At 58.1% G+C, this 13,392-nt stretch carries 9 protein-coding genes; 6 read left to right on the top strand and 3 right to left on the bottom strand.

The window, feature by feature from the left end:
• Positions 1–239 precede the first annotated feature (239 nt).
• The 6 genes from ACQZ63_RS20090 to fdhD all read left to right on the top strand — a co-directional run bounded on the left by ACQZ63_RS20090 (position 240) and on the right by fdhD (position 6,354).
• Positions 240–806: a F0F1 ATP synthase subunit delta gene (locus tag ACQZ63_RS20090; protein WP_025594541.1), complete on the top strand. Its 567-nt coding sequence runs from the start codon at positions 240–242 to the stop codon at positions 804–806.
• Positions 806–2,335 carry a F0F1 ATP synthase subunit alpha gene (gene atpA, locus ACQZ63_RS20085; RefSeq protein WP_003516747.1) on the top strand — a complete coding sequence of 510 codons (1,530 nt, stop codon included), beginning with the start codon at positions 806–808 and terminating at the stop codon, positions 2,333–2,335. Before ACQZ63_RS20090 ends, atpA begins: the two co-directional genes overlap by 1 nt.
• 30 nt (positions 2,336–2,365) lie before the next feature.
• On the top strand, positions 2,366–3,244 hold the full coding sequence (locus tag ACQZ63_RS20080) for a F0F1 ATP synthase subunit gamma (RefSeq protein WP_003516748.1): 879 nt from the start codon (positions 2,366–2,368) through the stop codon (positions 3,242–3,244).
• A 23-nt stretch (positions 3,245–3,267) separates the two neighbouring features.
• On the top strand, positions 3,268–4,722 hold the full coding sequence (gene atpD / locus ACQZ63_RS20075; protein WP_003516750.1) for a F0F1 ATP synthase subunit beta: 1,455 nt from the start codon (positions 3,268–3,270) through the stop codon (positions 4,720–4,722).
• 129 nt (positions 4,723–4,851) lie between these two features.
• Positions 4,852–5,262, top strand: coding sequence for a F0F1 ATP synthase subunit epsilon (locus ACQZ63_RS20070; RefSeq protein ID WP_003516751.1), 411 nt, complete (start codon positions 4,852–4,854; stop codon positions 5,260–5,262).
• 276 nt (positions 5,263–5,538) lie between these two features.
• Positions 5,539–6,354: a formate dehydrogenase accessory sulfurtransferase FdhD gene (gene fdhD / locus ACQZ63_RS20065; protein WP_113556164.1), complete on the top strand. Its 816-nt coding sequence runs from the start codon at positions 5,539–5,541 to the stop codon at positions 6,352–6,354.
• Positions 6,355–6,397: 43 nt separating this feature from the next.
• Here the strand turns inward: fdhD and ACQZ63_RS20060 are convergent, their stop codons facing one another.
• From ACQZ63_RS20060 to ACQZ63_RS20050, 3 genes are all read right to left on the bottom strand, one after another.
• Entirely contained in the window at positions 6,398–8,134 is a 1,737-nt protein-coding gene (locus ACQZ63_RS20060; protein WP_162763648.1) for a methyl-accepting chemotaxis protein, read from the bottom strand.
• A 408-nt stretch (positions 8,135–8,542) separates the two neighbouring features.
• Entirely contained in the window at positions 8,543–9,019 is a 477-nt protein-coding gene (locus ACQZ63_RS20055; protein ID WP_003504949.1) for a chemotaxis protein CheW, read from the bottom strand.
• Between the two features lie 167 nt (positions 9,020–9,186).
• Complete coding sequence (locus tag ACQZ63_RS20050; RefSeq protein WP_448799391.1) at positions 9,187–13,347, bottom strand: translocation/assembly module TamB domain-containing protein; 4,161 nt, start codon at positions 13,345–13,347, stop codon at positions 9,187–9,189.
• Positions 13,348–13,392 lie beyond the last annotated feature (45 nt).

The raw sequence follows: 13,392 nt of genomic DNA, 5'->3' as shown, positions 1-13,392 counted from the left end.
CCGCACCTGCGGCGCATCCTGGGCGGAATCGGAAAATTTAAACGCATTCCCCCTTGCCCAAACGGCGCTTTCCGCTATTACGCGTGTTGCGAGTCCCGGCGTCCTATGCTAGACGGACCGCGAAATTGGGAAAAGGCAGGGGGGAATTCCGGTCTTTTTCGGGGAAATTGAAACGATTTCAAGAATTTGATGCGGAGGATCCCCCTCGCTGATGTTCTTGGACGATTAGCAGGGAAAAAGTGCCCGTGGCAGATACCTCCCATGGAACATCCGGTGTAGCCGAAAGGTATGCATCGTCGCTTTTCGAGCTTGCTTTGGAAGCGGGTGCGGTCGAGGCAGTTGGAGCCGATCTGGACAGGTTCGGCGCACTTCTCGATGGAAGTGACGATTTGAAGCGTCTGGTTGCGAGCCCGGTGTTTTCCGCCGAGGATCAGTTCAAGGCAATCACCGCAATCTGCGAGAAGGCCGGTATTGCCGGTCTTGCTGTCAATTTCCTCAAGGTCGTTGCGAATAACCGCCGTCTGTTTGCCGTTCCCGGCATGATCCGCGCCTATCGCTCCATTGCTGCTGCCCATCGCGGCGAAATTACCGCCGAGGTCACCTCGGCACATGCGCTCGACGAAGCGCAAGAAACTGAACTGAAGGCGGCGCTGAAGAGCGTTACCGGCAAGGATGTGACGGTTTCCGTTACCGTTGATCCTTCGATCCTCGGTGGCCTGATCGTCAAGGTTGGTTCTCGCCAGATCGATACGTCTCTTCGCACCAAACTTTCCACCCTTAAGCTTGCACTGAAAGAGGTTGGCTGATGGATATCCGCGCCGCGGAAATTTCCGCAATTCTGAAAGATCAAATCAAAAATTTCGGCAACGAGGCGGAAGTCTCGGAAGTCGGTCAGGTGCTTTCCGTCGGTGACGGTATCGCCCGCGTCTATGGTCTCGACAATGTTCAGGCCGGCGAAATGGTCGAGTTTCCTGGTGGCGTTCGCGGCATGGCGCTCAACCTCGAAGCCGACAACGTCGGTGTGGTTATCTTCGGTTCCGACCGTGCCATCAAGGAAGGCGACACCGTAAAGCGGACTGGCGCTATCGTTGACGTTCCGGTCGGTCCGGAACTGCTCGGCCGCGTCGTTGACGCCCTCGGCAACCCGATCGACGGTAAAGGCCCGATCAACGCCGCCAAGCGTTCGCGCGTTGACGTCAAGGCTCCCGGCATCATTCCGCGTAAGTCGGTTCATGAGCCGATGTCGACCGGCCTCAAGGCTATCGACGCCCTCATCCCGGTTGGCCGCGGCCAGCGCGAGCTCGTCATCGGCGACCGCCAGACCGGCAAGACCGCGATCATTCTCGACGCGATCCTGAACCAGAAGGCCATTCACGACAATGGTCCGGAAGGCGACAAGCTTTATTGCGTCTACGTTGCTATCGGCCAGAAGCGTTCGACCGTTGCCCAGTTCGTAAAGGTTCTGGAAGAGCGCGGCGCCCTGCAGTATTCGATCATCATTGCTGCCACGGCTTCCGACCCGGCTCCGATGCAGTACCTTGCACCGTTTGCCGGTTGCGCCATGGGCGAATACTTCCGTGATAACGGCAAGCACGCCCTCATCGGTTATGACGACCTTTCCAAGCAGGCCGTTGCTTACCGTCAGATGTCGCTTCTGCTGCGCCGTCCTCCGGGCCGCGAAGCTTATCCGGGCGACGTCTTCTACCTTCACTCCCGTCTTCTGGAGCGCGCTGCAAAGCTCTCCGACGAAATGGGTGCTGGCTCTCTGACGGCTCTGCCTGTCATCGAAACCCAGGGCAACGACGTTTCGGCCTTCATTCCGACCAACGTGATCTCGATCACCGACGGCCAGATCTTCCTCGAAACCGACCTGTTCTACCAGGGTATCCGTCCGGCCGTTAACGTCGGTCTGTCGGTTTCGCGCGTTGGCTCTGCCGCCCAGATCAAGGCGATGAAGCAGGTCGCCGGTTCGATCAAGGGTGAACTTGCCCAGTATCGCGAAATGGCCGCCTTCGCCCAGTTCGGCTCGGACCTTGACGCTTCTACGCAGCGCCTGCTTAACCGCGGTGCCCGCCTGACCGAGCTTCTGAAGCAGCCGCAGTTCTCTCCGCTCAAGACGGAAGAGCAGGTCGCGGTGATCTTCGCCGGTGTCAACGGTTATCTCGACAAGATCCCGGTCGCGCAGGTCGGCAAGTTCGAGCAGGGTCTGCTCTCCTACCTCCGATCGGAAGGCAAGGCGATCCTCGACACCATCCGCACGGAAAAGGCAATCAGCGACGATACCAAGAGCAAGCTCAAGGGCGCTCTTGATAGCTTCGCGAAGTCTTTCTCGTAATTAGGGCTCTTTTACTCGGACGGATAACGGATGCCTTCACTAAAGGATCTGAAAAACCGCATTGCCTCCGTAAAGGCGACGCAGAAGATTACCAAGGCGATGAAAATGGTCGCCGCGGCGAAGCTTCGGCGCGCCCAGGAAGCTGCGGAGGCCGCCCGGCCTTATTCTCAGCGCATGGGCGCCGTTCTTGCCAACATCGCCAAGGCGGTAGAGGCGGACGTCGCTCCGGCGTTGATGACCGGCACCGGCAAGGACAACGTGCATCTGCTCGTTGTCTGCACGGCTGAACGTGGTCTTTGCGGCGGTTTCAACTCGCAGATTTCCCGTTTTGCCCGCGATCAAGCCCGCAAGCTGATTTCCGAAGGCAAAACGGTCAAGATCATCACGGTCGGCAAGAAGGGTTACGACAGCCTTCGTCGCGAATTCGCAGCTAATATCATCGAGCGCATCGAACTGCGCGAAGTGAAGAAGGTCGGTTTCGAAAACGCCGACCAGATCGCCAAGAAGGTGATCTCCCTGTTCAATGCGGGTGAATTTGACGTCTGCACGCTGATCTACTCGGAATTCAAGTCCGTCATCAGCCAGATCCCGACCGGTCTGCAGCTTATTCCTGCCGCAGTCCCTGTTGTGGAAGAGGTTGAGGCAACGCAGAGCGCCGTCTACGAATATGAGCCTGATGCGGCTTCTATTCTGGAAGACCTTATTCCGCGCAACATTTCGGTTCAGGTTTTCCGGGCTCTGCTCGAAAACGTTGCCGGTGAAATGGGCGCCAAGATGAGCGCGATGGACAACGCAACGCGCAATGCCGGTGATATGATCAACAAGCTGACGCTTTCCTACAACCGTCAGCGTCAGGCTCAGATCACCAAGGAACTCATTGAAATCATTTCGGGCGCGGAAGCGCTCTGAGGTAAGGAAAGAGGGTAAGGATAATGGCTAAGGCAGCTACCCCCAAGAAAACCGCAGCGGTGAACGGCGCGGGCAAGGTTACCCAGGTTATCGGCGCTGTTGTCGACGTGGCGTTCGAAGGCGAACTGCCTCCGATCCTCAACGCGCTCGAAACCGATAACAACGGCAACCGCCTCGTTCTGGAAGTCGCTCAGCATCTCGGCGAAAACGTCGTACGCACGATCGCCATGGACTCGACCGAAGGTCTCGTCCGCGGTCAGGTCGTCGCTGATACGGGCGCTCCGATCGAGGTTCCGGTCGGTCTGGAAACGCTCGGCCGCATCATGAACGTCATCGGTGAGCCGGTTGACGAAGCAGGTCCGATCGTAACGGCCAAGAAGCGCGCCATCCACCAGGACGCACCGTCTTACGTCGAGCAGTCGACTGAAGGCCAGATCCTCGTTACCGGCATCAAGGTCGTTGACCTTCTGGCTCCTTACGCCAAGGGCGGCAAGATCGGCCTGTTCGGCGGCGCTGGCGTTGGCAAGACGGTTCTCATCATGGAACTGATCAACAACGTCGCCAAGGCGCACGGTGGTTACTCGGTATTCGCCGGCGTGGGTGAGCGTACCCGCGAAGGTAACGACCTCTATCACGAAATGATCGAGTCGAACGTCAACAAGCTTGGCGGCGGCGAAGGTTCCAAGGCTGCTCTCGTTTACGGCCAGATGAATGAACCACCGGGCGCCCGCGCTCGCGTCGCTCTGACCGGTCTGACGATCGCTGAAAACTTCCGCGACGAAGGCCAGGACGTTCTGTTCTTCGTGGACAACATCTTCCGCTTCACGCAGGCTGGTTCGGAAGTTTCGGCTCTTCTCGGCCGTATTCCTTCGGCTGTGGGCTATCAGCCAACGCTCGCAACCGACATGGGCCAGATGCAGGAACGCATCACCACCACGAACAAGGGTTCGATCACCTCGGTTCAGGCGATTTACGTTCCCGCCGACGACTTGACCGACCCTGCGCCGGCCACTTCGTTCGCGCACCTTGACGCAACGACGGTTCTGTCGCGTTCGATCGCAGAAAAGGGTATTTACCCGGCTGTTGACCCGCTCGACTCCACCTCGCGCATGCTCGACCCGATGATCGTCGGTGAAGAACACTACGAGGTTGCCCGTAAGGTTCAGTCGACCCTGCAGCGCTACAAGTCCCTTCAGGACATCATCGCCATCCTCGGCATGGACGAACTGTCGGAAGAAGACAAGCTGACGGTTGCCCGCGCCCGTAAGATCGAGCGCTTCCTGTCGCAGCCGTTCTTCGTTGCCGAAGTCTTCACCGGTTCTCCGGGCAAGCTCGTCGCACTCGAAGACACGATCAAGGGCTTCAAGGGCCTGGTCAACGGCGAATACGACAGCCTGCCGGAAGCAGCTTTCTACATGGTCGGTTCGATGGAAGAAGCCATCGAAAAGGCAAAGAAGCTGACTGCTGAAGCTGCCTGATTATGAATTGGCGGGCGCGTGGTTCGACCACGCGCCTTGCACACGATGACGGTGAAACCGGAACGGCTTTGCCGGCGTTTTAATAAACAAGTCCGTGACGCCCGCGTAATTGAAAAGAAGTGAATAGCCATGGCTGACAGTTTCAAATTCGATCTCGTTTCCCCGGAACGTCTGCTCGTTTCCGAAACGGTTACGGAAGTCGTCATTCCGGCTACGCTGGGTGAGATGACGGTTCTGGCCAATCACGCGCCTACCATGACGACGATCAAGCCGGGCCTGGTGACGGTGAAATTCGCCTCTGGCGAAACCCATAAATACGTCGTTTTCGGTGGTTTTGCCGATATTCTTCCGACAGGTTGCACGCTTCTCGCCGAATCCGCTGTTTCGGCTGACGATATGTCCCCTGACACGCTGCAGAAGCGCATCGATTTGGCCAAGGCCGAAATTCAGGAAGGCAATCATCACCACGAGCATCTGACCAAGCTTGAAAAGCATCTCTACGAACTGACGAACCTGCATGAGGTTCTCGTCGCCGCTTGAAAGCACCGGGCGGGTTCGAAAGAATGACTGTCCACACAATATCCAAAACAAAAAAGCGGCCGTTTCGGTCGCTTTTTTGTTTTCGGCCACTGCCTGTTTTCTTGAGCAGGCAGAAAAATCTGAGTTCTCGTTCCAGTAAAAGCGCCTCGGTCCGCTCATTACGTTTGCGGAAATCGATTCCGATTTTCAGGGCGATAGGCTAGACATGATGGTGAAAAGTAACGTGCTGCTGCCGGTCGGGAGTAGGCGAGAAGGCGTGTTTCTTGTCATGGAGGGATGATCGCCGTGTCGATAGAAGCCAGTTATCGAAGGGTCGCAAGATCCGCGCTGCGACAGGGCGTCCTTAGCACGGGTGAGCGCGCCGTGCCGGAGGAGGTGCCGGTTGCCTTTTCTTACGGCGGCAGCACCCATGCCGTGATGATGGCTAGTCCCGCTGATCTTGTCGATTTCGCCGTCGGCTTCAGCCTGACAGAGGGCATCATATCGGCACGCAGCGAAATCCGGGCGATAGAGGTCATTGAAGCCGGGCAGGGCTATGATGTCCAGGTGGATCTGATGGACGCCGAGGCTGATGCCCTGCGGGCGAGACGGCGGCATATGGCGGGTCCGGTTGGTTGCGGTCTGTGCGGGATCGAATCCATAGAACAGGCGGTTCGCGTGGTCCCCGATCTCAGCGGCGCGAGAATGTCGATCCACGGTGATGATATCGTTGCCGCGGTGAAAGCACTGAGCGACGCACAAAGCCTCAACCGCGAAACCAGGGCCGTTCACGGTGCGGGTTTTTACAGTCCTCAAGATGGTTTGCTTGCGGTGCGCGAAGATGTCGGTCGCCACAATGCGCTCGACAAGTTGGCCGGTGCTGTCGTGAATGCCGGTATTTCCGCCAAGACAGGCATTGTTGCCGTCACCAGTCGCCTGTCGGTGGAGATGGTTCAGAAGACAGCGATCCTTGGTAGTCCGGTTATGGCAGCAATTTCGGCTCCTACCGCGCTTGCCATCGAAACCGCCGAGAGTGCGGGCATCACGCTTGTTGCGCTGGTGCGGGGTGAAGACTTCGAAATCTTCACCCGTGTGGACCGCGTCATTTTATAATGCCAGTTGCCGACCGGCATTGGCATCCGGGCTTCGAAGCATACTAAAACTCCGCCCATTCGGGCGCAGCATTTCCGTGAGACGTCGCCGTTGCGTATCGCGGCTGTGGTGCTGTCAGCCTCGTTATTGCAGCGGCTCTTTTATTGATCGGCTGGGCAGATGATATCTGTCCTTCGCGCGATATTCTGAACTGCCGTAGCAATTCGTGCAGGTTGTCCGCTTCATTGGCGAGGCCGTGGCTGGCGGCAGTGGTTTCTTCCACCATAGCGGCGTTTTTCTGGGTCGCCTGATCCATAACGTTGACAGCCTGGTTGATTTCTCTCAGACCGTTGGCCTGTTCGCGCGAGGCCTCGACGATGGCCGAGACGTTGGCATCGATTTCGCCCATTTGCGATTGAATATCCCGCAGTGCACCGCCGGTTTTGCCAACCAGATCGACGCCATTGGCGACCTGTTCGCGGGAGGTGTTGATGAGGGACTTAATTTCCTTGGCAGCAACTGCGGATCGTTGCGCGAGTTCCCGCACCTCTTGGGCAACCACCGCGAAACCCTTGCCCGCTTCACCGGCACGAGCAGCTTCCACGCCCGCATTCAGCGCCAGAAGATTGGTCTGGAATGCGATGTCGTCAATGACGCCTATGATGTTGGTGATTTCACCGGAGGAGCGCGAAATCGCGTCCATGGCGGAAATTGCCTGCTGAACGACTTCACCGGAATGTTCGGCATGTTCTCTCGTGCGCAACACCAGTTTCCCGGCCTCGCCGGCGCGCTGGCTGGCATCGGTCACGGTGGTGGTGATTTGCTCCAGCGCCGCTGCGGTTTCTTCCAGCGAGGCCGCCTGCTGTTCGGTTCGCTGCGAGAGTTGATCGGCGGCTATGCGGATTTCACCCGAGCCGGATGCGATTGTCGAGGCATTGTGAGCGATCGTCTGCATGGTGGACTGAAGTTTGCCGACCACGTCGTTGAAGTCCTGGCGCAATTTCTCCATGCTGGGCACGAAGCTGCTATCGAGGCGCTGCACCAGGTCACCCTCGGCCAGTGCCCGCAAGGCATCGGCGAGAAGGGTGATGGCGCTCATACGCGGTGTCACGTCGGTTGCGAATTTCACAACCTTCACCACCTTGCCTGTCTCATCCAATACCGGGTTGTAAGCGGCCTGGATCCATATCTCCTTGCCGTTCTTTCCATAACGAACAAATTCGTCTGAGATGAATTCTCCGGATGCCAGCCGCGGCCAGAAATTGGCATAGGCTGGCGATGCTGCATAGGCCGGATCGCAGAACATACGGTGGTGCCGGCCTTCGATTTCCTTGAGGTCGTAGTTGACAGTGGCGCAGAAATTCGGATTGGCGGTAATGATCGTACCATCCGGCAAAAATTCGATGGTGGCCTGGGAGCGTGAAAGCGCTTCGAGTTTGCCAGCATCTTCTACAGCCTTGATCTTCTTGGCTGTGATGTCGGTCGCTATCTTGACAACCTTATAGGGTTTGCCTGACCTGAAGACGGGGTTGTAGGAGGCCTCGATCCATATGGTCGATCCATCCTTGCGTATGCGGCGATATTCCTTGCCCTGAAATTCGCCGCGCGCAAGAGATTCCCAGAATTCCTGGTATGCGTGCGATGCGACAAATTCCCGGTCGCAGAAGATACGATGATGCTTGCCGACGATCTCTGCGAGATCATAGCCCAGCGTCACACAGAAATTGCTGTTTGCCGTAAGAATATTGCCTTTAAGATCGAATTCTATGACTGCCTGCGATCTGGATATCGCATCGAGCATATTTCGATTGTCTGCGCTTTTCCCTAACCCCAGCATTAACGTCCCCCAAATTGCGGCCTCGGCGCGCGCTGCCGCACAGGAGGTGTGGTCGGCGCCGTATCATGTTGAACAACGAACAGGTTCTGCCGCCAAAGGCAGCAATGCAGGCACTTGCGACTTGTCAGCCTCGGTCAGGTATCGGACCCCGCGTGATGTGATGCAGGCGCGGTACTGTTCGTCGGCTCTTAATATTAGATATCTATAATATTAAAATGTTCTTATTTAATAAAAGAGACGGTCATGAAAACAAAAACCGCCGGGCAGGTGCTCCGGCGGTTTGGTTCAATGGTCAATAGTCTCGTATTTGAGCCTTTGTTCTTACGTTGCCTAAGAACGCGAACCGGCCGTCATGCAAAGGAATTGCAACGATCAGGCGGCGAGATCTTCCGCTTCGGTTCCCTTGAACATCTTTGCAAGGTTCAGGAAGCAGATCATGCCATGTTCGTTGGCAATGATGCCTTCGGAGTAGGACTTGTCGAAGGAGGCCGAGATTTCCGGAACCGGCTGGACCTGATTTGCCGGGATCGTCAGAATGTCCGAAACGCGATCGACGAGCATGCCGATGACCATGTTGTGCACTTCGGCCACCACAATGGCGCTTCTTTCATTTGCGACGGTGCTTTTCATTCCGAGTTTGTGTGCGAGATCGATGATCGGAATAACCGAACCGCGAAGGTTCATGACGCCGATGACGTCTTTCGGCGCGTGGGGAATGGGCGTTGAAGGCGCCCAGCCGCGAATTTCGCGGATAGTCGTCGTCTTCACGCAGAATTCCTGATCATGCAGGCGGAATGCGATGATTTCGAGCGTCTCGCCGCCAAAGTTGGTAGAGTTTATCATTGCCATCAGAATTCTTCCCAATGCTCGCTGTGGAGGCCAGCGCAAGTGCACCGACACTTGCATATGCGAATTTGGCGTTCTGCCTGGTGCCTGAACAGCCGGAAACAATATTTTCCGCCTTCAATGGAAGATTCGTAGCATGAGATGGTTTCGCAAACCTAAATGCGAAGACTTCAATATTCTTTCTCGTAAAATATACCGGCTGCACCTTCGCCATTACCGCCCGCTTCACCGCGCAGCTTCACGCCGCGCCCGACATCGAGGTTGATGATGGCCTTTGCGCCGGAATCGCCGCTTTGCTGCAGCTCGAGATAGGTTCGCTCGTTGAGATATTTGCCTGCGGAAACGCGGGCCTGGCCTTCGGAATCCGTCGAGATGTCGAGATCGTCGACACCGAGATTGCTTCGGAGCTTGTCGAACAACGAGGTGGAGCGCCCGCCGGCAAGCTGGGCTGCCGCATCCGCCAGCCGCGCGATCTGCAAGGCCGAGAGCTTGGACATGGATTGGCCGAAGATCAGCTGTGCCATAACCTCATCCTGCGGCAGAGCCGGGGTTGAGGAGAAGGCGAATGTCGGGTCGTTGGCATTGCCGGAAACCGCAACGGTGATGGTGGCGGAACCAGCGGTGGACTGCGCCTCCATATCCAGAACCGGCACGAGGCCGCCGCCGAAGGTTATCTTGCCCGTATTGAAATCGAGACGGCGGGTGAGAATTTCGAGCCGTCCACGGCGCATTTCAAAACCGCCGGAGATGACGGGAACAGCTGCCGTACCGCGAATGGTCAGATTGCCGGTCAGTTCTGCGTCGATGCCGCGTCCGCGCACGAAGATGCCGCTTGGTGCGTTTACCTGAAGATCAAGATTGATAGTGGATGAACTGCCACTGCCACCCTGATCGTTACCGAGTGCCTTTACCTGCGCCCGCACCTGCGGCGGGGCGTTCTTGTGCTTGACGTCGATTTCCGTCAGCGAGGCTGGAAGTTTCTCCGGGATGGTGATGGCGCTTCTGTCCAGCGTCAGCTTGCCGCCAAGCACGGGCGAATTCAGAAGCGGGCCCTTCAGCGTCAGCGTGCCGCTTACGATGGTCGTCACCAGCGTGCCATCATTGTAACCGGCGCGGTCCAACGTGATCGTGATGTCGGCTGGAAAGCCCGAACCGCCCGTTATACCGACGCTACCCGTTCCCGAGATCGTTCCACCGCCAGCAAGCTTTCCCGTCAGCCGGGATATGACGGCGCGATCACGATCGAAGGTGACCGTTGCTGCCAGCCCGTTGACCGTGAGGTTACGGCGCACATCGGTCAGGCGCGTACCATCGGTGGTGATGCTGCCGGTAACGACAGGCGCGGAAGCGCTGCCGGAAATCTTCACATCGATGGCGGCGGTGCCGTCCACATCGAGGCCCTGTGCTGCGGTTTGTGCGGCAACGGCGGAGAAGGGCAACCTCCCGGAAAAGGCCATGGAAAGCGGACGGTTACCGGCAATGCCGAGGGAGCCGCCGCCCGAAAGCGACATGCCGCCCTGACCGGTTACATTCGTATCGATCTGCAGGGTGCCGCCGGCGAAACGACCGTTTGCCTTGATGCCGAGCGCTGCAAGCCCTGCCGCACGCGTCTGGGCAACCTCGGCATTCGTCCAGTTCAGATTATAATCGACCGCCGGGTCTGAAGCCGTGCCCTTGGCGCTGACTGTCCCGGATATACTCCCCGCCGCATCCAGCCCGGTGGCGAAGGCATTTGCGAGGTTCGCGGGAAGCGAGCGGATATTGGCGTTGATGTCGAGTGTCGAACCCGCCGTGCCGTTTACCTCGACGCGCCCGTCGCCGGTGATGATAGTCAGACCGGAGATGCGGGCCGTGCCGTTTTCGATCGCCATTGTACTCGGCTTTTCGAGCCGTACGGCAATGCCCTTGGGGGCGGCCGAGAAGGCATCGAGCCGCACGGTCATCGGCGATCCTGCGGTATTGGCACTGCCCTTTACCACGAGCGGCGCATTGTCGTAGCGTCCGTTGACATCGAAGTTGGTGGTCGTGCCGGAATGGCCAATGGTCGCATTCAGCGCCGAAATCGCCGCGGTGCCAGCATTGACGCTGTCGGCGCTGACCTTGCCGTTGATGGCGAGCGCCCGAAGGTCGTCAATGGAGATATCGGCAGCGAGCTTCGAAATAACCGTTGTGCCCTGGCGGATGCTGCCGCCATTCGCCTTTATCGTCGCGGCAATCCGGCCGTTATCGTTACTGAGTACGATGTCGCCGGCAATATCGCCATCTGCCTGTTGCGCGGCAAGTGCCGCCAGCAGGGCCAAGTCCGGGAAATTGAACGAAAGATCGCCAGATGGCAGGAATTGTTGCGAGAATTGCAGCTTCCCGTTCAAGATGTTGCGACCCACTGCCACATGAAGCTCGGGTATTGCCGTGCCGTTTTCTGTCTGCACCACATTGGCGTTGGCGTCGATCTTCTGCCGGTCGAGGCTGCCGCTGGCGGTCAGTTTTGCCTGCGGTGCGGCCGGATCGGCCTTGCCTGAGGCATTGACCTTCAGCGCTTCAAGCTTCCGTCCGGCAAGAGTGGCACTTTCGGAGCTTAAGGTGACATTGAAGTCGGGCGCGGCAAGCGCGCCGCTGGCTTCAATTGCAAAATCGGCAACGCCCTTTGCCTGTGGCGTCAGTTTTTCGAGAGCGGGAAACTTGCCCGTCAGATTGGCGCTCAACGCGTCGTCTTCGAGACTGACATCACCTGTCGCTTCAATTGTTCCGGATTTGACCACGAGGTTCTGAACGCTTGTGCGCCCGCCAATGACCAGGTCGATATCGCCCTGCAAAGCGATGGTGGTATCGAATTTTTCCGCCAGCGCTGGCGGCAGGGTGGCGGGCAACGCGAAGAGCTGCACGCTGGATGTCAGGCGATTGTTGGCGAGGTCGAAACTGCCGTTCAGCGTTCCGCCGACACTGGCGCTCTCCAGCGTCGCGCCGTCAAAGCCGATGGTCGACGAGGTGAGGCTGACCGGCGCCTTGATGGTGACCGGCGCACGCACCAGCCGGTCAATATCCGGGCTGACGAAGGACGATTGTGCCACGGAGAGAATGGTGTCGATGGTGCCGCTGCGATCGGCAATGTTGAGATTGCCGCTCCTGGCCGTCAGCTTGACATCATTAAGCCTACCCTGTGGCAGGGAAAGGCTGCGCAACGATGCCGTGGTGTTGAGATGAGCGGCATCAGCGTTGCCCTTCAGGGAAAGATCAATGCCATTGATGAGGGCCTGGATCTCGCCATTGTTCAGCGGCCAGCGGAAATCCACTGGCCCGGCGGTGCCGATGAGGTTGGCACTAAGATCGTTCTGGCCGTTCGGATCCACGGTGCCCGAGGCCGTCAGCAGCAATGTGCCGGTTTCCAGCGTGCTGCTGCCGATTTCGATGCGCCCCTGCGGTGAGAGCGTGGCGTTTGCATCAAGTTTCGTCTCGCCGGCGAAAAGCTGTCGGAAAGCGGGGGGCAGAAGCAGATCGGGCTGGCCGCCGCCTGCGACCTCGATACGCCGCGTGCCGTCGTCTCCAAGTAGATGGTGGCCGGTGACGTTGAGCACGGGGTTGCCGGCGACGTTGCCGCGCAGAGTGCCGGTCCAGTCAGAAAGCGGACCTTCACCGTTCACATCGATCGCCACGGCGGGTGTGCCCGGAAGCGAGAGCAGCGTGGCCAGAAGCCCGCCCTCGGGCTCCTTCATCTCCGCTTTCAACTTCAAGACATTTTCATTCGGCAGAAACGCGATGTCTGCATTGACCGCAGCGTCCGGCGTGCTCTGCCGGTGGGCGGTGAGCGATAACCTGATATCGTCCTGCGCGGCCTTGAGATTGCCCTCGGCGGTCAGCTCGAAGTCGCGGCCAAGAAGGGATTGTCCGAGGCTAATATCGGAGAAATCGAAACTGTCGATGTCGATTTCAATCGGCAGGGACGAACTGCCGGAGCTTTTGGTCGATGTTTGCTCAGCGGGAAGCGGTTTGCGATCGACATCAATCGATCCGGCCGACACCCGGTCGGCGTGGAAGGTTCCGGCAAGAAGCGAGAGCGGCGACCAGTCAACGGCGATCTGGTTCACACGGGCGTAAGGTCCCTGCCGATCCGAAAGGGTGACATTGTCGAGCCGCAGGCGACCGGTCAAAAGACCGCTGGGTGGAGAGATTTCGATTGTCTGGTCGGGCGTGGAAACGAGCGATGAAATCTGCTTTGCGGCAATTCTTGCACCCATCGGGGTGAGACCGACGAACAGAACCGCAAGCAACACCAGCACCACGCCGCAAAGAGCAGCGTAGCCCAGCCATTTCAGCAATCGAATCAACGTTCTCATCAAGCGTAATCTACACTCTGTTGCTAGGGTGTTCGATGGCGGCGT

The sequence above is a fragment of the Agrobacterium sp. CG160-95 genome, assembly GCF_053521725.1.
The sequence above is the reverse complement of the archived record's forward strand: the minus strand, read 5'-3'. Positions and strand labels throughout refer to the sequence as shown.

What these genes read in the sequence shown, in the direction of transcription:
- atpA (WP_003516747.1), top strand. Translation starts at nt 806, where the DNA reads ATGGATATCCGCGCCGCGGAAATTTCCGCAATTCTGAAAGATCAAATC.
- ACQZ63_RS20080 (WP_003516748.1), top strand. Translation starts at nt 2,366, where the DNA reads ATGCCTTCACTAAAGGATCTGAAAAACCGCATTGCCTCCGTAAAGGCG.
- atpD (WP_003516750.1), top strand. Translation starts at nt 3,268, where the DNA reads ATGGCTAAGGCAGCTACCCCCAAGAAAACCGCAGCGGTGAACGGCGCG.
- ACQZ63_RS20070 (WP_003516751.1), top strand. Translation starts at nt 4,852, where the DNA reads ATGGCTGACAGTTTCAAATTCGATCTCGTTTCCCCGGAACGTCTGCTC.
- fdhD (WP_113556164.1), top strand. Translation starts at nt 5,539, where the DNA reads ATGATCGCCGTGTCGATAGAAGCCAGTTATCGAAGGGTCGCAAGATCC.
- ACQZ63_RS20060 (WP_162763648.1), bottom strand. Translation starts at nt 8,134, where the DNA reads ATGCTCGATGCGATATCCAGATCGCAGGCAGTCATAGAATTCGATCTT.
- ACQZ63_RS20055 (WP_003504949.1), bottom strand. Translation starts at nt 9,019, where the DNA reads ATGGCAATGATAAACTCTACCAACTTTGGCGGCGAGACGCTCGAAATC.
- ACQZ63_RS20050 (WP_448799391.1), bottom strand. Translation starts at nt 13,347, where the DNA reads ATGAGAACGTTGATTCGATTGCTGAAATGGCTGGGCTACGCTGCTCTT.